The organism is Salegentibacter maritimus (assembly GCF_016236915.1).
GTDB lineage: Bacteria > Bacteroidota > Bacteroidia > Flavobacteriales > Flavobacteriaceae > Salegentibacter > Salegentibacter maritimus.
This window is the reverse complement of sequence record NZ_JAEHOK010000013.1, coordinates 1-23,494: the sequence shown is the minus strand read 5'-3', so window position 1 is coordinate 23,494 and position 23,494 is coordinate 1. Positions and strand designations below refer to the sequence as shown.

At 34.6% G+C, this 23,494-nt stretch carries 18 protein-coding genes, 1 tRNA gene and 1 pseudogene; 5 read left to right on the top strand and 15 right to left on the bottom strand.

What is annotated here, in order from left to right; translation table 11 throughout:
- Positions 1-12: 12 nt before the first annotated feature.
- The 10 genes from dapB to I6U49_RS11005 all read right to left on the bottom strand — a co-directional run bounded on the left by dapB (position 13) and on the right by I6U49_RS11005 (position 10,111).
- Positions 13-729: a 4-hydroxy-tetrahydrodipicolinate reductase gene (dapB, locus tag I6U49_RS11050; protein ID WP_198628702.1), complete on the bottom strand. Its 717-nt coding sequence runs from the start codon at positions 727-729 to the stop codon at positions 13-15.
- A gap of 23 nt (positions 730-752) precedes the next feature.
- The gene (locus I6U49_RS11045) at positions 753-1,331 is read right to left on the bottom strand and encodes a DUF5683 domain-containing protein (RefSeq protein WP_193709825.1); all 579 of its coding nucleotides are present in this window, start codon (positions 1,329-1,331) and stop codon (positions 753-755) included.
- Positions 1,321-2,226 carry a ParB/RepB/Spo0J family partition protein gene (locus tag I6U49_RS11040; protein ID WP_193709824.1) on the bottom strand — a complete coding sequence of 302 codons (906 nt, stop codon included), beginning with the start codon at positions 2,224-2,226 and terminating at the stop codon, positions 1,321-1,323. The genes I6U49_RS11045 and I6U49_RS11040 overlap by 11 nt, the downstream gene beginning before the upstream one ends.
- A gap of 3 nt (positions 2,227-2,229) precedes the next feature.
- On the bottom strand, positions 2,230-2,994 hold the full coding sequence (locus I6U49_RS11035; protein ID WP_193709823.1) for a ParA family protein: 765 nt from the start codon (positions 2,992-2,994) through the stop codon (positions 2,230-2,232).
- Positions 2,995-3,158: 164 nt separating this feature from the next.
- Entirely contained in the window at positions 3,159-4,040 is an 882-nt protein-coding gene (locus I6U49_RS11030; protein WP_198628701.1) for an SDR family oxidoreductase, read from the bottom strand.
- A 65-nt stretch (positions 4,041-4,105) separates the two neighbouring features.
- On the bottom strand, positions 4,106-6,238 hold the full coding sequence (gene scpA / locus I6U49_RS11025) for a methylmalonyl-CoA mutase (RefSeq protein ID WP_198628700.1): 2,133 nt from the start codon (positions 6,236-6,238) through the stop codon (positions 4,106-4,108).
- Positions 6,239-6,252: 14 nt separating this feature from the next.
- Positions 6,253-7,635, bottom strand: a complete 1,383-nt coding sequence (locus I6U49_RS11020) for a methylmalonyl-CoA mutase subunit beta (protein WP_198628699.1) — start codon at positions 7,633-7,635, stop codon at positions 6,253-6,255.
- A 126-nt stretch (positions 7,636-7,761) separates the two neighbouring features.
- A complete protein-coding gene (locus I6U49_RS11015) occupies positions 7,762-8,079 on the bottom strand; it encodes an FtsB family cell division protein (protein WP_193709819.1) in 318 nt (105 codons plus the stop codon).
- 87 nt (positions 8,080-8,166) lie between these two features.
- Entirely contained in the window at positions 8,167-8,775 is a 609-nt protein-coding gene (udk, locus tag I6U49_RS11010) for a uridine kinase (protein ID WP_193709818.1), read from the bottom strand.
- Positions 8,776-8,914: 139 nt separating this feature from the next.
- Positions 8,915-10,111 (bottom strand): PQQ-dependent sugar dehydrogenase, encoded by a 1,197-nt coding sequence (locus I6U49_RS11005; RefSeq protein WP_198628771.1) that lies wholly within the window; start codon positions 10,109-10,111, stop codon positions 8,915-8,917.
- Positions 10,112-10,345: 234 nt separating this feature from the next.
- On the opposite strand from I6U49_RS11005, the gene I6U49_RS11000 reads away from it, so the two are divergent.
- A tRNA-Pro gene (locus tag I6U49_RS11000) sits at positions 10,346-10,420 on the top strand.
- 250 nt (positions 10,421-10,670) lie between these two features.
- Positions 10,671-11,870 (top strand): site-specific integrase, encoded by a 1,200-nt coding sequence (locus I6U49_RS10995; RefSeq protein WP_198628698.1) that lies wholly within the window; start codon positions 10,671-10,673, stop codon positions 11,868-11,870.
- A 282-nt stretch (positions 11,871-12,152) separates the two neighbouring features.
- Here I6U49_RS10995 and I6U49_RS10990 read toward each other — a convergent pair whose 3' ends face one another.
- The 5 genes from I6U49_RS10990 to I6U49_RS10970 all read right to left on the bottom strand — a co-directional run bounded on the left by I6U49_RS10990 (position 12,153) and on the right by I6U49_RS10970 (position 17,672).
- Entirely contained in the window at positions 12,153-12,581 is a 429-nt protein-coding gene (locus tag I6U49_RS10990; RefSeq protein WP_198628697.1) for a hypothetical protein, read from the bottom strand.
- A 7-nt stretch (positions 12,582-12,588) separates the two neighbouring features.
- Positions 12,589-14,235, bottom strand: a complete 1,647-nt coding sequence (locus tag I6U49_RS10985; protein ID WP_198628696.1) for a zinc-dependent metalloprotease — start codon at positions 14,233-14,235, stop codon at positions 12,589-12,591.
- A gap of 1,824 nt (positions 14,236-16,059) precedes the next feature.
- Positions 16,060-16,413 carry a hypothetical protein gene (locus I6U49_RS10980; protein WP_198628695.1) on the bottom strand — a complete coding sequence of 118 codons (354 nt, stop codon included), beginning with the start codon at positions 16,411-16,413 and terminating at the stop codon, positions 16,060-16,062.
- Positions 16,379-16,801 carry a hypothetical protein gene (locus tag I6U49_RS10975; protein WP_198628694.1) on the bottom strand — a complete coding sequence of 141 codons (423 nt, stop codon included), beginning with the start codon at positions 16,799-16,801 and terminating at the stop codon, positions 16,379-16,381. Before I6U49_RS10975 ends, I6U49_RS10980 begins: the two co-directional genes overlap by 35 nt.
- The gene (locus tag I6U49_RS10970) at positions 16,791-17,672 is read right to left on the bottom strand and encodes a hypothetical protein (protein WP_198628693.1); all 882 of its coding nucleotides are present in this window, start codon (positions 17,670-17,672) and stop codon (positions 16,791-16,793) included. Before I6U49_RS10970 ends, I6U49_RS10975 begins: the two co-directional genes overlap by 11 nt.
- Positions 17,673-17,819: 147 nt before the next feature.
- Between I6U49_RS10970 and I6U49_RS10965 the strand changes: the two genes are divergently transcribed.
- The 3 genes and pseudogenes from I6U49_RS10965 to I6U49_RS10955 all read left to right on the top strand — a co-directional run bounded on the left by I6U49_RS10965 (position 17,820) and on the right by I6U49_RS10955 (position 23,478).
- Entirely contained in the window at positions 17,820-18,239 is a 420-nt protein-coding gene (locus I6U49_RS10965) for a helix-turn-helix domain-containing protein (RefSeq protein ID WP_198628692.1), read from the top strand.
- 250 nt (positions 18,240-18,489) lie between these two features.
- Positions 18,490-22,185: a PIN domain-containing protein gene (locus tag I6U49_RS10960; RefSeq protein WP_198628691.1), complete on the top strand. Its 3,696-nt coding sequence runs from the start codon at positions 18,490-18,492 to the stop codon at positions 22,183-22,185.
- 154 nt (positions 22,186-22,339) lie between these two features.
- A pseudogene (locus tag I6U49_RS10955) lies at positions 22,340-23,478 on the top strand (IS3 family transposase).
- Positions 23,479-23,494 lie beyond the last annotated feature (16 nt).

The following is a 23,494-nucleotide window of genomic DNA, read 5'->3' as shown; positions in this document are numbered from 1 at the left end:
AATGCTTAGAGCCTATTTAAGTTGATCTGAAAGAACGTCTTTCATAGAGAAAACACCTTTTTTTCCTTTAATCCATTCGGCGGCGACTACGGCGCCAAGGGCAAAACCCTGGCGGGATTTAGCAGTGTGCATAATTTCTATGGTATCTATTTCAGATGCGTAAGATACCGTATGTGTACCTGGAACATTTTCAATTCTTTTGGCTTTAATAGGTATTTCATCAGCTTCAGCGTGGTCTAGCTGCCAATTATTCTTTTGGTCGTTTTCAGCTATAATTTGCTGGGCCAGGCTAATGGCTGTTCCGCTGGGGGCATCTTGTTTTTCGGTATGGTGAATTTCTTCAATTTCAACCGCATAATCGCTCATACCGTTCATTATTTTAGCCAACTTTCTATTAAGCTCAAAGAAGAGGTTCACACCTACACTAAAGTTGGAAGCATATATAAATGCAGAATTTTCCTTTTTACAAAGCTCTACCGCTTTTTCGTAATCGTCTAGCCAGCCCGTTGTACCGCAAACTACCGGAATATCACTTTTAAAACAAGTCGTAATATTTTTAAAGGCGGCTTTAGGAATACTAAAATCTATAGCAACATCTATATCCATTTTATCCAGCTCAAAATTGTCGATATCATCTTCCAGCTTTAAAACAATTTCGTGACCACGATTTACTGCTATTTCCTCTATGGTCTTACCCATTTTTCCGTATCCTAATAGTGCTATTTTCATTTGTATTTTTTAAAGCTATTTATTTAAAATTTAAAATTTAAGGAGATTCCGTATTTAGACTTTCCTGTAAAGTTATCGTATTGCATGTTGGGTTTTAGACTTAGATCTTCACTAACATTAAATTGTTGTAAGTGTGCATCTACATTGGCATCTATTATATTTAAAACATACACCCCTGCAATTACCAATAATGAAATTTCTTTATTCCGCCTATAGAATTCCTGGGCCCTAACAAGAGCTTCGGTACTAATTCTATCTCCAAATTCATCCTCTCTTCCGGCAAGTCGGTCTTTATAGGCATCACGATAACGGTTCCATTCTTTATCGTTGTTAATGTAAAAATAAACACCAACTCCAAGTCCCGCATAGGCAATAGGTATTTTCCAGTAACGACCATTGTAGGCTTGCCCTAATCCGGGTAAAATCGCTGAATAAAATGCTGCTTTGGCCGGTGCCAGGGCATTATAAGGTTTATAGTCTTTTTCTTTTGAAATACTATCCTTTATTTCAGTATTTTCAAGGCTTAAAGAGTCTTTTTGTGCTGCAAGTTTACAAACGAACAACAAGAAAAATAGAACTGATAAAACCCGATTAGTCTTCACCCTGAATAAGTTTTTTTAAGCGAATAAAATCTTCTTCGGAAGAAAAAGGAATACTGAGTTTTCCCGAACCTTTTTTAGTCACTTTTACATCTACTTTTGTGCCTAAATATTCTGAAAACTCTTTGATTCCTTTTTTATAAGAAGTAGGAACTGCAGCTGTTTTCCTGGCAGTTTTTGAAGCTTTTGAACCTTCGTTTACTTCTCGTACCAATTGCTCGGTTTCCCTAACCGATAAGGATTTTTGAAGAATTTTTTCGTAAATCTCCAATTGTTTTTGCGGATCGCTAACATTAATAAGTGCGCGGCCGTGCCCCATACTCATAAAACCATCTCGCATGCCTGTTTGAATAATTGGGTCTAGCTTTAAAAGTCGTAAGTAATTGGCAATAGTAGATCTGTTTTTACCAATACGTTCACTTAGTTGCTCTTGAGTAAGGTTTATTTCGTCTATTAATCGTTGGTAGGATAGCGAAATTTCAATGGGATCCAGGTCCTGGCGCTGAATATTTTCAACCAGGGCCATTTCTAAAGATTCCTGGTCGTTGGCAATTCTTATATAGGCAGGAATAGTTTTTAGCCCTACCAATTTTGAAGCCCTGTAACGTCTTTCTCCCGAAACTAGCTGGTATTTGTCGAAATCCAGTTTTCTTACGGTAATTGGTTGAATTACACCAAGTTCGTTTATAGAAGTAGCCAATTCTTTAAGGCTATCTTCGTTAAAACTGGTTCTGGGTTGAAATGGATTTACTTCTATAGATTTTAAATCCAATTCTACAATATGCCCTACCAGTTTATCGGCGTTTTTGTCTTCTGCCGATTGTATATCGTTTTGCGGATCTTTCAGTAAAGCCGAAAGTCCACGTCCTAAAGCTTGTTTTTTGGTCGCCTTCGCCATCTTCTACGAGTTTTTCTTTATAATTTCATGTGCCAGACTTAAATAATTGCTGGCTCCTTTGCTGCCCGCATCATAATTAATAATGCTTTCACCATAACTTGGGGCTTCACTTAAACGCACATTTCTTTGAATGATTGTATCAAAAACCATCTCGCCAAAATGCTTCTGTACTTCTTCTACTACCTGGTTGGATAATCTTAAACGAGAATCGTACATAGTGAGTAGAAGGCCTTCAATGTCTAATTTATTGTTATGGATTTTTTGAACACTTTTAATCGTGTTTAGTAACTTTCCTAAACCTTCTAAGGCAAAATACTCACATTGTATTGGGATAACCACAGCATCTGAAGCGGTTAAGGCATTTAGGGTTAATAGGCCCAGGGAAGGGGCACAATCAATGAGTATAAAATCGTAAAGCTCTTTTAATGGAGTAATCGCCTCTTTTAGCATAGATTCCCTTGCATCCTGATCTACCAATTCAATTTCAATGGCAACAAGGTCTATATGTGCAGGGATAATATCCAGGTTTGGAGAGCTTGTTTTTTGAATACATTCTTTAGGAGCTATTGAATTTTCGAAAAGCTGATAGGTACCCAACTGAACCTCTTCCACGTCAATTCCCAATCCGGAAGTTGCATTGGCCTGTGGGTCTGCATCTATTAACAATACTTTTTTTTCAAGTACTCCAAGCGCAGCGGCCAGGTTTACCGAGGTAGTGGTTTTGCCCACTCCTCCCTTTTGGTTTGCAATAGCAATGATTTTACCCATTAAGTCTTTATGATTTTTGAAGGGTAAAAATACAATTTATTACAGGTTTATAAAATGATTTTGTTAACAGCTTATACATAAAAAACCGATTATTGCCATAAAAGCTTAACAATCGGTTTTAAATTATATATGTTTAGTTGAAGTAAGGGTTGTAGCAACAAGGCTTAACTTCCCTTTTTAGCCTTTATCATGGCCTCTAATTGATCCCACATTTCTTCCGGAATTGCTTCCAGTAAATTAAATTGACCGGCACCTTTAAGCCATTCGCCACCGTCTATGGTAATTACCTCGCCATTTACATAAGCTGAAAAATCTGAAACCAAATAAGCAGCAAGGTTGGCCAACTCCTGGTGTTCTCCCACACGTTTTAGCGGTACCTTTTTAGAGAGATCAAACTTATCTTTTAAATCACCGGGCAGTAATCTGTCCCAGGCGCCTTTGGTAGGGAAGGGGCCGGGGGCAATGGCATTAAACCTAATCCCATATTTTGCCCATTCTACGGCCAAAGAACGCGTCATGGCCAAGACTCCGGCTTTTGCCGTGGCACTTGGCACAACATACGCAGAACCCGTCCAGGCATAGGTGGTAACAATATTAAGTGCCGTTTTATTTTTTTGCTTTGTATCTATCCAATGTTTTCCAAGGGCCATAGTACAATTTTTACTTCCTTTAAGTACAATATCAATAATTGTATCAAAAGCGTTGGCACTTAACCTTTCGGTTGGGGAAATAAAATTCCCTGCCGCATTGTTTAGCAAGACATCTACGCTTCCAAATTCTTTTAAAACTTCGTCGCGCATATTCTCCACCTGCTCATAATGCCTAACATCGCATTGTACAGCAAGGCATTTGCCACCTGTTTCCTCTTCAAGTTGTTTGGCTGTATTTTGAAGTTTTTCAAGGTTTCTTGAGGTAATGGCAACACTTGCGCCAAGTTCCATAAAGTATTTGGTCATTGCTTTTCCAAGACCACTACCTCCTCCGGTCACAATTATAGTTTTACCTTTTAAAGCATCGTCCCGGAGCATTTTTTTATTAAAATCCATAATTTTTTTAGTTATCGGTTATCGGTTTTTCAGTTATGAGTTTTTAGTTGTCGGTTTTACTTATTTTACTCTTCAATTAAAATTTCTAAAAGTTGAATAGCCGCATCACTAATCTTTGTTCCAGGCCCGAAAACGGCCACGGCACCGGCATCAAATAAATATTGATAATCCTGAGACGGAATTACTCCACCTACAATTACCATAATATCTTCTCTCCCCAGGTTTTTTAGTTCTTCTAAAACCTGTGGCACCAGGGTTTTATGCCCGGCTGCCAGAGAGGAAACTCCAAGTATATGCACATCGTTCTCTACCGCTTGTTTCGCTGCTTCTTTTGGGGTTTGAAACAGTGGCCCAATATCTACATCAAAGCCAAGATCGGCATAACCGGTGGCTACTACTTTTGCACCACGGTCGTGACCATCCTGACCCATTTTTGCGATTAAAATTCTGGGTCTTCTCCCGTCCTGTTCCGCAAATTTATTGGCCAGTTCCCTGGCCTTTTTAAAAGAAGTGTTTTCTTTCATCTCTTTAGAATATACACCGCTAAAGGTTTGTACTTTCGCTTTATGCCTGCCATACACCTCTTCTAGCGCATCGCTAATCTCGCCTAAAGTAGCTAGATGTCTTGCCGCTTCTACTGCTAAGCTAAGCAAATTTCCATTTTCTTTTTTGGCGCATTCAGTTAGGTCATTTAGTGCATCAGTACACCTTTTGTTATCTCTTTCTTTTTTTATTTTTTCAAGGCGTGCTATCTGTTGTTTTCTTACGGTTTGGTTATCTACCTCTAAAGTAACCAGTTCATCTTCTTTGTCAAGACGGTATTTATTGGTGCCAACAATAATATCTGTTTCGCTGTCTATCCTGGCTTGCTTTTTAGCCGCAGCTTCTTCAATACGCATTTTCGGAATTCCTGCTTCAATGGCTTTGGTCATTCCGCCCAATTCTTCAACTTCTTCTATTAATTTCCAGGCTTTTTCAGCGATTTCATCAGTAAGTTTTTCAACATAATAGCTACCCGCCCAGGGATCTACTGTTTTGGTAATTTTTGTTTCTTGTTGAAGGTGTAACTGCGTGTTTCTGGCTATTCTAGCAGAAAAATCGGTTGGTAGGGCAATGGCTTCATCTAAAGCATTGGTGTGTAAGCTTTGGGTTCCTCCAAAAGCTGCTGCTGCGGCTTCAATGCAAGTTCTAGCAACATTATTAAAAGGATCCTGTTCGGTTAAACTCCAGCCGCTGGTTTGCGAATGCGTTCTAAGTGAAAGCGATTTAGGGTTTTTAGGATTGAATTGCTTTACAAGTTTTGCCCAAAGCATTCTTGCTGCGCGCATTTTGGCGATTTCCATAAAGTGGTTCATTCCAATCCCCCAAAAAAAGGAAAGTCTGGGGGCAAAACTATCTATATCCATACCTGCTTCCAGGCCTTTTCGAATATATTCCAACCCGTCGGCCAACGTGTAGGCGAGTTCAATATCACAAGTAGCACCGGCCTCCTGCATATGGTAGCCAGAAATACTAATACTATTGAATTTCGGCATATTTTGAGAAGTGTATTCAAAAATATCTGAAATAATTTTCATAGAAGGAGTAGGGGGATAGATATAAGTATTTCTAACCATAAACTCCTTTAAAATATCATTTTGTATGGTTCCTGAAAGCTGTTCTGGTTTTACGCCCTGTTCTTCGGCAGCTACAATATAAAAGGCTAAAATGGGTAAAACTGCGCCGTTCATCGTCATGGAGACCGACATTTTGTCTAGTGGAATTTGATCAAAAAGTATCTTCATATCCTCAACAGAGTCTATGGCTACCCCGGCTTTACCAACATCGCCAACCACACGTTCGTGATCGCTATCATAACCGCGGTGGGTGGGCAAATCAAAAGCCACCGATAATCCTTTTTGTCCCGCAGCAAGGTTTCTTCGGTAAAAAGCATTGCTTTCCTCGGCAGTAGAAAATCCGGCATATTGGCGAATAGTCCAGGGCCGGCTCACATACATTGTGCTGTATGGTCCTCGTAAATAGGGTGGAATACCTGCTGCAAAATTTAAATGGTTTAAGCCTTTAATATCTTCTTTTGAATAAGAAGGCTGCAAATTTATTTCTTCCGGGGTTTTATAGGTGTTGTTTTTACCTTCCTTTTGCTCATTTCCAGGTGCTGGCACTCTAAGTTTTATATGTTGAAGCTCTTTTCTTTGCATTGCTCTTTTTTTAATTATTCGGCCTTTTCCTTGTTTATTCTTTCCTGCTCAATTTGCTCACTTAATCTTCTTTCCAGGATAGGTTCAATTAAAGTTTTACGCGGATTTTGCTTTAAAAAAGGATATAATTCCAGTTCATCTTTCATACTGTCCTGGGTATTTTCGAATTTATTGGTACCTATTAAGACCAATTCTCCCTTATCAAATTGTTCCTGTTCTTTTTTAGCACTTTCTTTAATTTTTCGCTGAATAATGCCTTCTTTTAATTGTTTTAAAAATCCACCGTTCTTTTCAATTTCCTTAAAAATGTCCAGTGCCATTTCTGCAAACTGTTTGGTGAGGCTTTCTATATAGTAAGCCCCTTCGGCAGCATTGGCAACTTTATTGAGATAGGCCTCATGTTTCATTACCAATAATTGATTTCGGGCTATTCGGTCTCCAAACTCATTATTTTTATGATAAATGGCATCATAAGGAATATTATAAATCGCATTGGCACCTCCTAGCACTGCACTCATACTTTCGGTAGTGGTTCTAAGAAGATTTACATTAAAGTCGTACAGCGTTTTATTTCTTTTGGTGGGTTGTGCCAGGATATGACAGTTTTCCGGAATTTTATATTCGGAAGCTAAAGTGGCATAAAGCCATCTTAAAGCTTTTAGTTTAGCGATTTCAAAAAAATAATTTGGGCCTGAAGCCGTTAAAAATTGCGGTTGAAATCCTTTTGAATTTAGATTTTCCTGAAAAGGGTTCAAATATTCGTTTACGTGGGCCAGGGCATAGGCCAATTGCTGCGGAATAGTAGCACCGGCATTTTGATATAAGGTAGTATCTATACTTATTACCGATTTAAAATCTTTTGAATAGCTGAAGATGTGCTCCAAACTTTCGTAATCTTTTTGAAAACTTTGATGCCAATTTCCGGAACGAGCCAGGTTTCCTACAATATCTAGCTGAAGAAAAACCTGATTCTTTTTGTCTTTTAAAAAGTTTCGCAAACGTTTGAAATATTCTTCAGAAAAAAAGTTGAAGCTAAAATAAATAGGTGTATTTTCAAGGCTAATTTCCTTTAATAAAACCTCAATAGCAATTTCTTCATTCGGAATAATAAACCAAAGACTTTCGGTACCTTTTGTTAAGATTTCCCGGGCCCGGTTGTTGCTTTTTTCTGCAGAAACTACATAAAGGCGTTCGCAAATATTCCAGTTTTTGGGTGAAGGTGTTTTTACACTTTCCTGAATATCTTCAGCGCAATAAAAAGGTTTGATATGAATTCCGTCAAGTGATTTATATACGAGTTTCTCGTTATAATCGCCCCCCTTTAAATCAAACTGTATTTTTTGCTTCCATTCTTTTGCAGAAACTTCGTTAAATTCCTGAAATAAAGATTCTTTCATGCTATGGTTTTTCTGAAAATTAAATCTGTTTTATTGGCACCGCCAAAGGGTGTAATACCCCGAGGCTTGCCTCGAAATTAAAAAATTGTTTGCAACGAATGCCTCGTGGGTTTGCCTCGAGGTAGTTTACTCCTGAATAGTGTCGTATTCAATTATAAATATTTCTTCATTTGGACGTTTCATATAGTACTGCTGCCTGGCAAATTTTTCCATTTCAACTGAATCCTGAAGTTGTTCTATGGTTGCTTTATCTTTAGCAATTTCATTTTTATAATACTGCCTGTTTTCTTCAAGTTCGTTTATTTCCTGGTTGAGTTCATTGTGAACTAACCAGGAATTGCTATCTAAAAAAAGCATCCAGCCTCCAAAAATGAGTATAAGCAAAACATACTTATTGCTCATAATTTTGAACCATTTTTTGTTTTTTAAAGCTTTTAAATTCAAATCTTTTAAATTCAGTAACTAATTAAGATTATGCCTTTACCTGGCAGGTTGTAAGGTTTTCCAGCTTTCTGGAATAAAGATACAAAATTAGGTTAAGCGTTCTTTGATTATGGTTTGTACAATATTAACGGCAACGCTATTATATTTATTGGTAGGAATAATAAGATCGGCAAATTCTTTGGTAGGCTCTATAAATTGCTGGTGCATGGGCTTTAGCGTGGTTTGATAACGCCATAAAACTTCATCTAAGTCGCGCCCACGTTCAGAAATATCTCGTTTCAGTCGGCGAATTAACCGCTCATCACTATCGGCGTGAACATAGATTTTAATATCGAACATCTCTCTAATATCGGGATGAGCAAAAATTAAAATACCTTCAACAATTACTACTTTTCTAGGTTGGGTTTCCAGGGTCTCTTTGGTGCGGTTATGCTCTTTAAACGAATAAACAGGTTGCTGAATGGTGTTACCCGCTTTTAGTTCTTTTAGGTGTTCTACCAGGAGGTCAAAATCTATAGATTTTGGATGATCAAAATTGGTTTTTACCCTTTCCTCTTTGGCTAAATGGCTAAGATCTTTATAGTAGGAATCTTGAGAAATAACATCTACTTCTTCATTTTTTAATTCGTCTATAATTTGCCTTACTACCGTAGTTTTTCCGCTGCCGGTTCCACCTGTAATCCCTATAATGAGCATCTAAAAAAGTTTGGGGCAAATTTAAACATTTGCCCCAAACTAAAAATAAATATGGTTTTTTAATTCTAAGCCCGGTCTTAGGGTTTTTTTGAGTAAAAGAACCTGGATTAATGTGAGCTTGGGCTAGTCACGAAACAACCTATTCTGTTTCTTCAAGAGGTAGCATTTTCACTATCCCTGTTCCTTCGGCTGCAACATAGATAAACCCATCAGGACCCTGTTGAACATCGCGTATTCTTCCAAGACCTTCCAGTAATTTCTCTCTTTTAATTACTTTTTGATTTTCTAAAGCCATGTGTTCCAGGTATTGAAATTTAAGAGAGCCTATTAAGAGGTTTTCTTTTAGCTCTGGATATTTATCTGAAGTAACTTTTTCAAATCCGCTGGGTGCAATAGAGGGAATCCAGTAAGTAAGCGGATTTTGGAATTTAGGCCCTGTTCTTTCTTCGGTAATAGTGGTGCCATCATAATTTTCACCATAGGTAACTACAGGCCAGCCATAGTTTTTTCCGGCTTTTACTACGTTTATTTCATCGCCGCCTTTTGGGCCGTGCTCGTTTACCCATACTTCTCCGGTTTCTTTGTTAAAGATCATTCCCTGCGGATTTCTATGTCCATACGAGTAAATCGCTTCTTTGGCATTTTCTTCTCCCACAAAAGGATTGTCTGAAGGAATGCTTCCGTCTAAATTAAGTCGGTATACTTTCCCACCGTCTCTGGTAATATCCTGCGGATTTACATCTCTGTTTCCTCTATCTCCAATGGTAAAAAATAAGTGACCTTCATTGTCAAAGACTATCCTTGAGCCAAAGTGCTGTCCTTTGGTAGAATTGGGTTTTCCTTTATAAAGATCTTCGCGATTGGTTAATTGATTATTTTCCAGCTTAGCACGAATTAAGGCTGTGTTTCCGCCTTCACCATCGCCTGACTCAGACGAGTAGCTGATATATACCCACTTATTACTTTCAAAATCGGGGTGAAGGGCAATATCCAATAAGCCGCCCTGTCCCTGGTTGTATATTTCGGGAACTCCGGAAATTGCTGTTTTTTCTCCGTTTTTAAAATGGTATAAATCTCCACCTTTTTCGGTAACAAGGATGCTCCCATCTGGAAGGAAGTCGAAGCCCCAGGGAATGGACATATCTCCAATTACTACCTCATGCTCATATTCTTTATCGGGAGAAACTGCTTCCGGCTGTTTTTCAGGAACCGGGTTGCTCTCTTGTGTGGGGTTTTCTGTTTCTTCTTCTACCACAGCTTTTTCTTCTGATTTTTGATTTTCTCCGCAGGCGAAAAATGCAAAGGTTAAACCTGCTAATAATAAAGTTCGTTTCATCATAGTTTTTATGTTTGGCTTAGCTTGCTTTAGAGCCAAGTTTTTAACTAAGATATAAAAAATCTAAACTTTTTCTTGTAGAGTGATAAGTTTTCTTATATTTGCACCCGCTTTGCAGGATGATAAACACTGCAAGTTGAAATTTTGAAGTTTAGGATAGCAATAGCTATTGTATTTCGGGATATAGTCTTTCGACTTCGCTCGAGATAAACTACACTACAACTTTACACCATTCGGGGTGTAGCGTAGCCCGGTTATCGCGCCTGCTTTGGGAGCAGGAGGCCGCAGGTTCGAATCCTGCCACCCCGACTTAAACAAGTTATATTTTAACATAGTTAAAGGGTAATTGTATGGTTTTCATATAGTTACCCTTTCTTTTTTGTGCTCAAAAATTAACAAATAGTGTTAAATTTAATGTGAGTTCACCGTGAGTTCCCTGTGAATTTGTGAGTTTATCGTGAGCTATTTTTTTGTATTTTTAGCTTATCGATACGCCATAATTACGTATTGGTAGTTTGACTTTCGCCTTAATTAATTGTTTCATTTAAACAACAAAGCTATGCGCACCAGTCAAACCTTTTCCATTTCTTTTATTATCAGAAAAAAGAAAAAGCAACCAGAATTAGCCCTCCTCTATGCCCGAATTACCGTTAACGGCAAATCCTTAGAAATTAGTTTAAAACGCACTATTCCGGTAGATAAATGGAATCAGTTCTCCAGTAAACTTCAGGGAAGCAGTATGGAAAGTCGGCAGATCAATAAAAAAATTGATGAAACCAAAGCACAACTTTATAAAACCTATGATGGCCTTTTAAAAGAAGGACTGCTGATAACCACACAGACAGTTAAAGCTCGGTTTCTAGGCAGTGACCAGCAACATTATACACTAATCCATTTGATAAACTATCACAAAGAGAAAATGGGTAAGGTTTTAAAGTATGGGACAATGAAAAACTATACGACCACAGAAAATTACCTGAAAGGTTATTTGAGAACACAGCATCATACTTCAGATGTTTATTTAAAACAAATTGATTACCAGTTTACCCTGGGATTTGAAAGTTATTTAAGAGGCTTGCCCAGTCTTCAAAATAATGGAGTCATGAAACATATGGAGCGCTTTAAAAAGCTGATGCGCCTGGCCGAAGATTTAGATTGGATAGAAAAGAACCCAACCAAAAGGTTTAAACTCCGTTTTGACCAGGTGGATATGGTCTACCTATCCAAAGCCGAATTACAAAAGATCAAGGAAAAGGAGTTCAAAAGGTCTACTCACAATATCAACCGAGATATTTTTGTGTTTTGTTGTTATACGGGGTTACCCTATGGCGATGTCAAGGAACTAAAGAAAAAGCATATTCAGATAGGTGTTGATGGGAATAAATGGATCTACACCCGAAGGATAAAAACCAATACGATGCTCAGAATCCCACTCTTAGAAGAAGCTGAAAGAATTCTTGAAAAGTACCAGGATCATCCAAAGGTATGTTCCAGTGATATTTTGCTTCCGGTCTATTCTAATCAGAAAACCAATCAGTACTTACGCGAAATTACCAAAGCGGTAAAGATCAATAAAGAGCTTAGTTTTCACGCCGCAAGGCATACTTTTGCCACAACGGTAACCTTAGCCAATGGTGTTCCCATTGAAACAGTATCTAAGCTTTTAGGACATACAAAATTATCTACTACTCAAATTTATGCCCGGGTAATTGATTCTAAAATATCTCATGATTTTGAGCAGTTACGAGAGAGATTATAAACACCTCACTCAAATTTTTAAACTCAACGAAAGGCTATTGTTGGCAATCGCTGATATTTTGAAGGTTTTGGAAATATTGGTTGAGAATGTAGATATTAACTCAATTGCAAGGAAATTAATACTTCACAGTGAATCTTTATCATTTTTAAACAATACGCCAAATCCTGTAAGTATAAGTAGCAGTAAATTAGTAGCTTAAATTTAAAGCGAAACTTGAGTTAGCTAATTTATAAATTTAAAACACAATAGTAATTAGTCAATCTTAATTAAATTGTCTTTTTATTAATTATTCAGTTTAATTTTTTCAAATTTATTAGAACACCCTTCGTCACAATTTAGATAAGTAGGAGTTAAGAAAAGATAATTTTCTCCAAATGCATAGTTTTCTATAAAAACCCCAGGAGAAGGTTCTATTCCCGTATTAAATTCTATACAATTAAATTTTAAGATTAAATTTGAATCATTTATTTCAAATGTTCCTTCTGAACATTCGTTAAATCTGTTTGAAGAAAATGTGTTGTCCTTTTTAAAAGTATATATATATCCATCATCAATAGTTTTCCATTGCGAATTATTTGCACCGCTTCCATTATAAGTTTCTATCAATTTCCAAGTACCATATATTGTCTCTTCTATCGGATCATCTTCATCATTCTGACTACAAGAAATGATAGTAGTTGCTAAGCTAATTAATAAGATTATATTTTTCATTTTACATTTATTTAATTATTATTTGATGTGTTTCATAATTACCATTTGTATAAATTCTTAGAAAATAATTTCCCTTTTTATAGTTAGATACGTCAATACCATTTTGGTTGCCTATTATACCTTTAAAAATTAAGTTTGAATTAAAATCAAAAATTTCAAAAGCATTCTTTCGGTTTTCATCTGAGGGTTTTTCAGAACTTCCATTCTTTGTAGGAATATTTTTTTTAACATATAAAATCTCAGAACTAGGGTTAGGGAAAACGACATATTCCAATTCACCACCACCGCCAACTGAACAATCTACAAACTCTACTTCCCGTTGAATCCAACTTGATACTCCACAGGAATTAGTTCCTCTAACTTCAAATAGATACCAACCTGGACTATAGTTAAAGTTTGTAGGTAAATTAGCTATATTTCCTGTAAAATTATAAGGCCCAGCAACTATGTTATATGTAGATAAATCCCTAATTCTAATTTCATATGAGGAATCGGGAACATAAGGAAGTATTTCAAATTCATTATAATAATGACTAGTACAAAAATAACCTGTAACTCCTGCTCCATTATTACGAAATATTACGTTACTAATTTCAGCCTTTCCAACATGGAATTCTTCTTGAAATATTATACCATTACTCAAATCAGCTCTTATCCACCCATTCCCGTTGGAATAAGAATTCAAAGCTTTAATTGTTGCACTTGAGTTGTTGCTGGAGACAATTTGCACATTACTGGAAGAGGTCCATACTGTTGTCGCTCCACCAAGATTAGTTAAGTTTACCGTTGACGTTTGGGAATAGCAGATTGTAGCAATTTCTGAAATTTGCGTACAGGATGTACTTCTAATATTATTTAGAACAGATTCAGAATTTATAGCATATCTCATTCTAAATCCCTGACCATCTGTAAAATGATCACGACTATTATAATATGACATAATATTTGTCAAATCAGGGGTAAAACCCGCAGTATTTCCAGCATTCGAGTCAGCCGGAGTGTCACATACTACATCTCCACACGTCTCACAATTCGAACCGTCTATTGCTTCAGCACATCCTATTGTAGTAGGATCAGTACCTTGAAAAGTATGATAAAGATTTAAACAGTGTCCTAGTTCATGATGTGAAGTAGGTAGAAGTACTCTATCGTTTCTAACAATAAAACTGTCTGATGGAATAGCATCTGCAACACCAGTAACCGACCCTACAAGTACACCATCTTCAAATACATCCCATAATTCATCTACTATGTAGTAATTAATTGCATTTGTTACATCAAATCCAGAATTCATCAATGTTGTATGCTCTCCCTGGTCTATCTGCAAAAAGTTGGAGTTATTAATAAAGTTTGTTCCCAGGTTATTTATTACAATATTATGGGGACTATAGAATTCGTTAAGTTCCGTTATAATATCATCAGTATTTGGCATCGGAAACCTATTGGTCCCATCGGTATTTCTTACTATATGAAAAAATACATTAATACAAATAGCAGAACTAGACTCTCTTTTTGAGATTTCAGATTGTTTAGTGAAATTATCTTCTTGCGGATATATAGTAAGATTAGTAGGATGAGGTGTGCCACATAATTGACCAAAAACTGCATTAAAAGACAATAATAAAAATAGGAACAAAAGTAGTTGTGTTTTCATAATGAAAGGTTTTAATTAAATTCTATTTAATTCAGATATGAATTAATCATTCCCTGTGAATATCAAATAAAATTAAAAAATAATAAAAATTTGATAGTTAACTTAATTATAGAAGGTAAGGTAGGGTATTTCCTTCCAAATGAGCTATGCAGTTTTTATGATTGAAACTTTAGTAGCTTCTATTCATTGTAATTTCAATAAATTTAAAAAATTATATGCAAAACAAATATTTTTTTTGAAAATTTGTTATACTTTATTAACTTCTAATTGTTTGCAATTATTTTTTTAAATTTTATTCTGGCGTAACTTATAGAAGTATGAGGCTAAACATAAATAATTCTCTATATAAAATTTGGTTGTAAAATTAGGAGGAAATAGCAAGAGGATAACACGCTGCGCGATGTTATAAAATCGTAATAAACTGTATTATAATTATTTATAAAATTTCATCCTGTCATTTTTCACGGAATTTGCGACAAATGCTCTCGCAACCCCTGTAAATAGGTGGTTTTTTGCGACAAATTTCAAGGAAAACAGAAATTCAAACCCATTCACCACTTTTACTTCCACTTCGCATAAGCTCCTTTTCAGCAAAAGAGGTTCATAACATTTTGTCTTGGACACGAGCCAAAAAGCTTAAAATATTAAATACTGAAAGAATAATATCGAAAAAGCTTTTTGACTCAAGTCCGCTAGGCGGTAACTAACATTCACCGACCAGGATTTCAGAATTATTTAAAAATCCTTCTTACATCACCTTACCTTTCGATGCAAAAATCAAGCTTAAAAATTAACCGGAGCGCATAAACCGCTTTGCTATTTATAGCTCCTCTATAATTTTAAAACCTGAATGAAGTAGCATCAAAAGGTAATGCGATGGCGCTGGAAGAAGTAAATGAAAATTGAGAATAAACCATTTCATCCTGATCTACATTATTTTTTCTTTTCGCCGGCAAAAGGAAAATGCTCCAGATGAAAAAAGTAAATTGTTTTGAATTCCCCCCTAAGCATCTCTTTTTTTTATTGCGACCAACGGGAGCAATCAAGATTTTGCCCACAGGTACACACCTTTAAAAATTTAATAAATCGAACTCAAAAAAAGAAAGCATGGTACCTATTAACTACTAATTTAATATTCTTATCGCACTTATTGTTTAAGGGAAATTTCGACTTCTTTTTTTTTAAAATATATTTGCGGAGAGTTGAAAAAATAAAATAAAAGTTTTTGTAGTTTTAACTAAATTACAATTGATGGTTAGTTTTGATATTTCGAAAGCTCCTGAAAGGCTTAAAAACTTATTATGCTTAGTTGTTATTCTGCCATTTTGGTATATAACCTTTCATCTATTTCATCTTGAATTTTTCCTCCAGGCAGATTTATTTTTAATTAGTGCTTATTGTATCATTTTCACTTTAATAAGCTTTATCATATTTGGTGATTTTGCTGTAGTTCAGTCTAGAACAAAAGCTAAGGAGAATAATCTACCTTCTGAAGATATTTCAGTATTTTCATTGGATGAAATAATCATTTCAATTTTGTACCAGGCATTATACCATTGCTTCCTAATTCTAATACTTTTAATTTTAGAAAATATTTTTGAAGTGAAGTTCTATTATGAAACTTATTTAGGATTCTATTTTTTTCTGCCGAGTATTATTTTCACCATTAACTTATTTTCTAATGTACTCTCGAATATGAAAAATAGAAATTAAGCTTAGATTTCAAAGTGAATAAATTTTAATTCGACTTTTCGCTTTATTAATATTAAAGCCTAAACAATTAGTAGTCTGGCTTATGTGAAAACAGTACTTATAGAAGATCTTCTAATTATTAAATCCCGGTGTGTTTTCTTCCAGGTTTACCTCTTCTATAAGCTCACTAACCTTATCTATCATTTCAATTTCTTCTAGTGGAATGAGTTGTAAAACGTGTCGGAGCACTTCCATTACATTGTATTTTGGGTTTGGGATTTCTTGATCTGATAGACGTTCATTCTCTTCCAATGCTACGGCAGAAACTTTAATCAAGTTAATAACCAGAAACATAAGCTCCATATGACTTTCTACCCTATATGTACCTTCGTAATATTTACCATTTCTCCCGGTTTTTGGAACCAAATGAACTAGATTTTTTTCTCTAAATTCATTTAGCTTTTTCAATAGCTTTTTCTTTTTCATGATTAGAATTTATGATTAGTTCCTTCAGTTTTTCTGGATAATAGCGGTTGTCTGTATCTTCTTCCAATACAGTCAGTATTTTCTTCAATTTGAACATATCATCATGAGGCATCATTTCAATGACCATCTCCAATACCATTTTGACACTGGTATCCAGATCGTGATGACTGAGCATTTTAGAATGAAAATCTCTCTGCCCGTCTAAAGCTAAAACACAGACTTCGAGCAAAGCAGTTACCTTCAGTAGGTAGCTAGTATGATCATCAAAAGGAATATTAGCAATCCTTAGCGTATGACGATTAGTTTTTTCTTTTTGAAGACCACCCTTGGATGCTCCAATATCCTGTAGTGTCTCAAGTTTTATTCTATTTAGATCATTACTTTTCATAATCCTTTAATTTTAAAGTTTGTAATTGATTATGAATAGCCGGAGTGAGTTGATCTAAAAATTCTGCACAATAAGCGTAAGCAGCTTTGATTTCTCCTGAGGTGAAGATATCCGTACTTCGAAAGCGCAAATCACTAGTACTTGTTTTTAGCAGTTTATTATACCACTGCTGCTCAAATAAAATGACTGGAATCTTATCTTCAAGTCCGCAGCAATTCCTGCACAACTGCAATAGGTATTGAATATGAAATTGCTTCGGGTGGTAATGAATAAAAGCATATAATACTCCTAAACACAATTGCTCTACAACCAACCGAAACATATAAGCAGCAACAAGCGGCTGATCGAAAAATAAAGTCGTATTCTTTAATAAACTCTCGGCAATGTTCAGGCGGTTTTCGGAGTATGTGATGATTCCTTTATAATCCAAATCGGGAAGATTGACTAACTTTAGCGGGGCTAATTCTTGTGGTTTGCCATAGACCAACCAACCCGAACGGCTTATCTTTGCAAAAAGGTGCTTGTGCCTGTTATTAGCCTGGGCTATTTGTTTGCGGGTATAGCATAGTAACAAAAGGCTCACTTCTCCTTCGGTATGCTGATAGATTATATCTGCCAGATCAGCGGTAGCATTGGGATGATTTTCTCCAATCAGTAGTAGGTTTAACTGCCAGCGTGTTTTCAACTGATAATTTTCCTGAAAAATGTTCTCTTTAGTATTGAAATGGGACTCAAAACTAAAACAATAAATAGCTTCTAAGCTTACTTGCTTTAAAAGAATAGGCAGAACCTCGTTAATAATTTGTTGAAGAGTCTTTTGCCCCTGTACATTTTTAGTAGGATAAATTCCTATATTTGTTAATGCCTTCATAATACAGATATTTTAATTTCCTGTTGAAGGTAGAAAGCGAGAAGGCCGTACCCTACCACTCGGCCTTGTAAAATACCCGCAAGGACTTGTATTTTACCGTATACTAAAAGTCGCAAAACTTTAAATTGAATCCTTATCTTTGAGATTATGACAACAACTACCAAACCCAACCATATAGGCCGTAAGATTGCCCGTATTCGTGAATTGCGCGGAATGAAACAAGAAACCCTTGCCGAAGAATTAGGCATTAGCCAACAAAGTGTTTCTACCCTGGAAAAAAGTGAAACCCTAGAGGATGAAAAAATTGAAAGTGTGGCTAAAGTTTTAGGAGTCACTAAAGAAGCTATCGAAAATTTCACAGAGGAAAGAGTTATTAATTTCTTCAATAATTTCAATGATAATAGCTTCAGTAATAGTCAGGGAACCTTTGCAGCAAACAATTGTACTTTCAATCCACTTGACAAATTAGTTGAAGCATACGAAGAAAATAAGAAGCTTTATGAACGCCTGGTGCAGGCAGAAAAGGATAAGGTGACTTATTTGGAGAAGTTGTTAGATAATAATTAAAGAGCGAAAAGAAAGGATATGTGATCTCAATTTATGGCGATTGTATTGAATATGAGAAAATGCAATTAAATGGAGTAGGTAAAAAATTATTTGAAACCGTGCAAGTTAATTTCTCCTTGAAATGATTCAATCTTTCGGTAAGGATAACCGCTGCAATAATTCTTATCTACCGAAGGAAAGTAATTAAATTCACAAAAAATAAGTTAATCCAAATATCAACCCTATAAAAGTAGGGTTTTTTTTATCATTTATGGAAAAGATTCTAATCTTCATTGCAGAGCAAATATTCTCTTTTGGTATTACCACAGGTTTTGATAAAATTTTTGGGAATAATAAAGAATATTTTAAAGAAGAATTATTTAAAACTATTTCCAGTAGTGTTGAAATTTTTAAGAAAAGAAATCCTATAGTGGAAAGTAAAGGAAATATTCCCTTCTACAAATCAAAAATTTTATTTGAGGAATTTTTAAAATTTCGAATTTTTGATGGTTACCAACTCGATTCGATTAAAATTCAAAATGAATTAGAGAAAAACCCTAGAATATTAAAGCCTAGTGAAGAGGAATTATCCTTATTTTTCCAAATTTTTAATGAACAAATATCTTCAAATGCGAAGTTGAAACACCTAGAGATCGAAGAATTTCACAAAGAAAAAGTCTACGAAATACATAAAAAGGTTAATGAAATTTTAAGCATTCTTAATACTCAGTTGATTGAAATTGTTCCTCTCCTTGAAAATCATTACAGAAATGACATTGAAGAATGTATTGAAAGTATAAAAAATTTAAAGCCTCAAAGTGCATTAAAACGCTTGCAAAGTTTAGGTAAAAGGTTAGAAGAAAATTCCAATCACATATCAAACACTATTAAATCGAAATTATTTTATCTCCAGGCAGTTTGTTATGAGTCTTTACAAAATGTAGAAAAAGCGTATGAATTATTTCTTAAATCATATAATTTTAATTGCAATAATAAGGATTCAGAACGCAAAGTCTGTATATATCATTATTTAAATAATTGTGATGATTATTTAAGTCTATTAGAAAGGCTAAATAAACAAGAGCCATTTAATGAAGAATTATGGGTGATTAAGGTTTTTAGAAGTGAAGAACCTCAAACATTTCTTAAGAATTCTGTGCCAGAAATTGTTAAAAATAAGAATAGATTCAAAAGATTAATATTCAATTTAAACCTTGCAAAATTTAAAAATTTATCCAATGAATTTTTATTTCAATATCTAAAAATTGATCAAATATCAAAAGAATTACCCGATCACATCTATTATAATAATTTTTATCATTGGAAGTTTATTTTTGAATGTCGGTTATTAGATTTTTTTCAAATTACAAAAATTCAGTTTCAGGGTAATATAGACAAAACTGAAAAAGTAATTCACCTTTTAGATTTGTCTAAAATACTATACAATAGCCTCAGAAATAGTGAAATTAAAAAAGTTCACAAGCTTATTATATTTAATCATTACTGGTTGCAAAGCGAGATTGATTTAAACGAGGAAACTCTTAATAACTTGCTTTCCTCATATAATGAACTACCGGTAAAGGATGCTCTTAGAACACTTTTAATTGCTAATTCTTTTCAGAAAAATAACCGAGAACAGGAAGCTTTAAAGATTATTGGTTCTTATCCCGGTGAACTAGACGAAAGTTTAATAACTCTAAAACTATTTTGTAACCCTCAACGGACACCCAATAAAGAGGATTTTATTTACTACTTATCTACTATTACTGTAATTAATGAATTGAATATTTCCAATATTTGTAATTTCTTAATTATAATTAGGAGACCAGATTATAAAAATGAATTAAGAAGTGAAATTTTAAAAAAGCAAATTTCCGAACCTCATTTCGAAAGATTATTAAACTTAATTCTAAAATTTGAGGATACAAGTTCAAAGGAGATTCTAGAAGTAGCATTCTTATTTGAAAATTATGAAGAACTTGAATTTATCTTTGGATTTTTATTACTAGAAAACAACTATCCGGAAAAATGCGTTGATTACTTGGAAGATAAAGTTTCAGTAAGCAATGAATCTAGGGAATTACTACTCTTCATAAGGGCACTTGAGGAGTGTAAAACTGATAAGCAACTCGAATTATTACGTCTGTTAAAATTATGGAGAGAGAAAGATTTCTCTTTTAAACAGGATCTTATTAATCTAGAAATATCTCTTTTAAAAATTCTGAAAGATTATAATACTTTATTTGAAGTTGCTACGTACGGATTAAAATTTATGCCAGAGAGTGAATATTATTTTAGTATTAAAACTTTCAGTTCATTAAACATTGGAGCATTTAATGATAAACCGGAATTTATAGATGAACTAATAAATTTCAACTACAAAAATATCGATTATGCATTATTGCTAGTTGATGCCCTTTACAGAGAAGAATATTTTGAAACTGCTCGTGAATTACTTTATAAGTTAGCTTGTGATCGGAATAATTCTAATGCTAGAATGAAATTTATTACTTTAAAAATTTTACACGACGATAATGGGCAAAACGAATCAATAAAAGAAAATTCTTATGTGAAATACCAAATTGATAATAGTCAGGAAACAATTCATATAAATGAGAGAACATTAGAAAACCCTATTGTTTCAAAATCAATTGGAAAATCAGTGGGAGATTCATTTCATATAGAGAGCCAATTTTCCCCTAAATTGAAGAATGTTCAAATACTTGAAATCCTTGATAAATATTCGGCTCTTCAAAAAGAAATCTATGAAGATATGAATAGTTCATTCTCAGGGTTACCGGTGGAAGTATTGAAATTTGACTCAACAGATATTAAAAGTTTTGAAAAAACATTTATTGTGAATTTTGGGCATAGAGAAGAAGAAAGGAGAAATACTCAAAATGAAAACTTGAATCAGTTTAAAAATTATCAGATATCCTTTTTTGAGTTAGCCTATTTTAATTATGATAAATCATTTTTTGATTCATATTACCTATTAACAAGTAATCAAAGTGAAGGATTTTACATAAAACCTTTAAAGTATCTTTCTAGACAATTAAAATTTGAAAACAAAAATTTAGTTGTCGATTTCACATCAGCAATTTTATTCTTCGAACTATCTAAAGAGCATCCCGAATCAATTTCTTTTTTAGAAAATAGCTTTGTGATTTCTTCCAATTTTATAGGCTTAATCGACAATCTCATTATTCAAACTAAGAATAATACTGATTCACCTCTATCAGTATCAATTTATACTGATAAAGTTATTCCGCATTTTTATGGGGAAGATTTTAATCAAAAACGGATTTCTTTTTTAGAATCCTTCAAAGATTGGTTAATAGAAAAAGCTCAAATAGAAACACCAACTGAAAGATTAAAGATTGATAGGTCATTGTATGCTGAAGGTAAAATTAGCTTTCCTTTAGAATTTTTTATTGATTGTGGACTGTTAGGCGAAAGAGATAATTACTTACTTATTTCAGATGATATCGGTTACTCAAAATTACTCGGAATGAGAAATTTTTCTACTACAGAGTTTTTTTTAATACATAAGTTTCCAGAGATGAAAACTGAAATCATTAATTTTTTTCTTAAAAAAAAGTATGTTGGTGTTACCATAAACGCGCTTGTGTTATATAATTCTTATATATTTAAGAATAGAGAAGAGACTACTCATGTTTATAATTATGCACTAAGAAATCTAACATTAAAAGAGAATTTTAATCAACAAAATCTCCTAACGACTCTAGAATTTTTAAAAATGATAGCGCTTAATCCAGCTATTAGTAAAGAAATATATGCTAGGGAGTCACGAAATTTATTTATTATTCTAGTTCCTTTACTTAATGAAAGCAATTACGGCCAGGATTTTCTTTCTGATATCAAGCAAAAATTTGCACTTATGGGAAGTTATCTAGATATAACTTTAAACTCTCTCTTGGATGCTTTTAAAATCAAATATTCTTAATAGCTAATTTCAAGGACTCTTGAACCACTTATCAATTTAATTTTTTTTGATAAAGTCAATAGCGTAAAGTTTGGGAAGTTCGCCTGTAGCCTTCCCTAAAAATAAGACAGTTTAAAATTCGAAATTGTTAATTTTAAAAACGATAAACTGTCCGATGAAAAAAAGTAGATTTACAGAAAGTCAGATCATCAAGATCTTGAAAGAAAACGAACAAGGCCGAGCTGTTGGTGATATCGCTCGAGAACTGGGTATTGATAAAAGCACTATCTATTATTGGCGTAAGAAATATGGTGGAATGGAAACTAGTGAGCTAAAACGGCTTAAGGAGTTGGAAGAAGAAAATCGCAAGCTCAAGCAGATGTATGCCGATGCCAGTCTAGATAACCAAATGCTGAAAGATATACTGTCAAAAAAGTTCTAAGGCCTTCCGACAAGAAGCATAGAGCGGTTTATTTGATCAAGGAGTACCAGGTCTCCATAAAACGAGCCTGTAATGTAGTAGGTTTAACCCGTTCGATGTGGTATTATCAGACTAAGCGAGACGATTATGAGGTAATCGATAAACTTTCTGAATTGGCCACTGAGTTGCCCACCAGAGGTTTTGATGAATACTATAAACGAATACGTCGCGAAGGCCATAAGTGGAACCGGAAACGGGTATTACGAGTATACCGGCAGATGAAGCTTAAGCTAAGGCGCAAACATAAAAAGCGCATTACAGGTAGGGTAAAACATCCTTTAGAGACCACTGAACAATTGAATCAGGTTTGGAGTATGGATTTTATGTCAGATGTCCTTTCTGATGGCAGAAAGGTACGTGTCTTAAATATAATTGATGATTGCAACCGAGAAGTACTGGCTGTAGATCCAGGGTTGAACTATCCTGCTAGAAAGCTAGTGGAGACTTTAGAACAATTAGAAGAAGAAATTGGATTACCACAAACTATCCGTTGTGATAATGGCCCTGAGTTTATCTCTAAAACATTCAGTCAATGGTGCAATAGAAAACGTGTGGAAATACGGTATACCCAGCCAGGTAAGCCAATGCAAAACGGGTATATAGAACGTTTAAATAGATTTTATAGAGAAGATATATTAGATGCTTACTGGTTTAATGATTTACATCAATTGCGTTCTTTAAGCAATAAATGGATGGAAGATTACAATAATAACCATCCGCATCAATCCCTGGGCAATAAATCACCAAGGGAGTACAAACCTCGATTCGGGGAAGAATTCTTCCCCGAATCGAATGATATTAATGAAAATTTATTGAATTTAGCCCTGTCTTAAATTGGGGAAGGCTACA

What these genes read in the sequence shown, in the direction of transcription:
- dapB (WP_198628702.1), bottom strand. Translation starts at nt 729, where the DNA reads ATGAAAATAGCACTATTAGGATACGGAAAAATGGGTAAGACCATAGAG.
- I6U49_RS11040 (WP_193709824.1), bottom strand. Translation starts at nt 2,226, where the DNA reads ATGGCGAAGGCGACCAAAAAACAAGCTTTAGGACGTGGACTTTCGGCT.
- I6U49_RS11035 (WP_193709823.1), bottom strand. Translation starts at nt 2,994, where the DNA reads ATGGGTAAAATCATTGCTATTGCAAACCAAAAGGGAGGAGTGGGCAAA.
- I6U49_RS11030 (WP_198628701.1), bottom strand. Translation starts at nt 4,040, where the DNA reads ATGGATTTTAATAAAAAAATGCTCCGGGACGATGCTTTAAAAGGTAAA.
- scpA (WP_198628700.1), bottom strand. Translation starts at nt 6,238, where the DNA reads ATGCAAAGAAAAGAGCTTCAACATATAAAACTTAGAGTGCCAGCACCT.
- I6U49_RS11020 (WP_198628699.1), bottom strand. Translation starts at nt 7,635, where the DNA reads ATGAAAGAATCTTTATTTCAGGAATTTAACGAAGTTTCTGCAAAAGAA.
- udk (WP_193709818.1), bottom strand. Translation starts at nt 8,775, where the DNA reads ATGCTCATTATAGGGATTACAGGTGGAACCGGCAGCGGAAAAACTACG.
- I6U49_RS11005 (WP_198628771.1), bottom strand. Translation starts at nt 10,111, where the DNA reads ATGAAACGAACTTTATTATTAGCAGGTTTAACCTTTGCATTTTTCGCC.
- I6U49_RS10995 (WP_198628698.1), top strand. Translation starts at nt 10,671, where the DNA reads ATGCGCACCAGTCAAACCTTTTCCATTTCTTTTATTATCAGAAAAAAG.
- I6U49_RS10990 (WP_198628697.1), bottom strand. Translation starts at nt 12,581, where the DNA reads ATGAAAAATATAATCTTATTAATTAGCTTAGCAACTACTATCATTTCT.
- I6U49_RS10985 (WP_198628696.1), bottom strand. Translation starts at nt 14,235, where the DNA reads ATGAAAACACAACTACTTTTGTTCCTATTTTTATTATTGTCTTTTAAT.
- I6U49_RS10980 (WP_198628695.1), bottom strand. Translation starts at nt 16,413, where the DNA reads ATGAAAAAGAAAAAGCTATTGAAAAAGCTAAATGAATTTAGAGAAAAA.
- I6U49_RS10975 (WP_198628694.1), bottom strand. Translation starts at nt 16,801, where the DNA reads ATGAAAAGTAATGATCTAAATAGAATAAAACTTGAGACACTACAGGAT.
- I6U49_RS10970 (WP_198628693.1), bottom strand. Translation starts at nt 17,672, where the DNA reads ATGAAGGCATTAACAAATATAGGAATTTATCCTACTAAAAATGTACAG.
- I6U49_RS10965 (WP_198628692.1), top strand. Translation starts at nt 17,820, where the DNA reads ATGACAACAACTACCAAACCCAACCATATAGGCCGTAAGATTGCCCGT.
- I6U49_RS10960 (WP_198628691.1), top strand. Translation starts at nt 18,490, where the DNA reads ATGGAAAAGATTCTAATCTTCATTGCAGAGCAAATATTCTCTTTTGGT.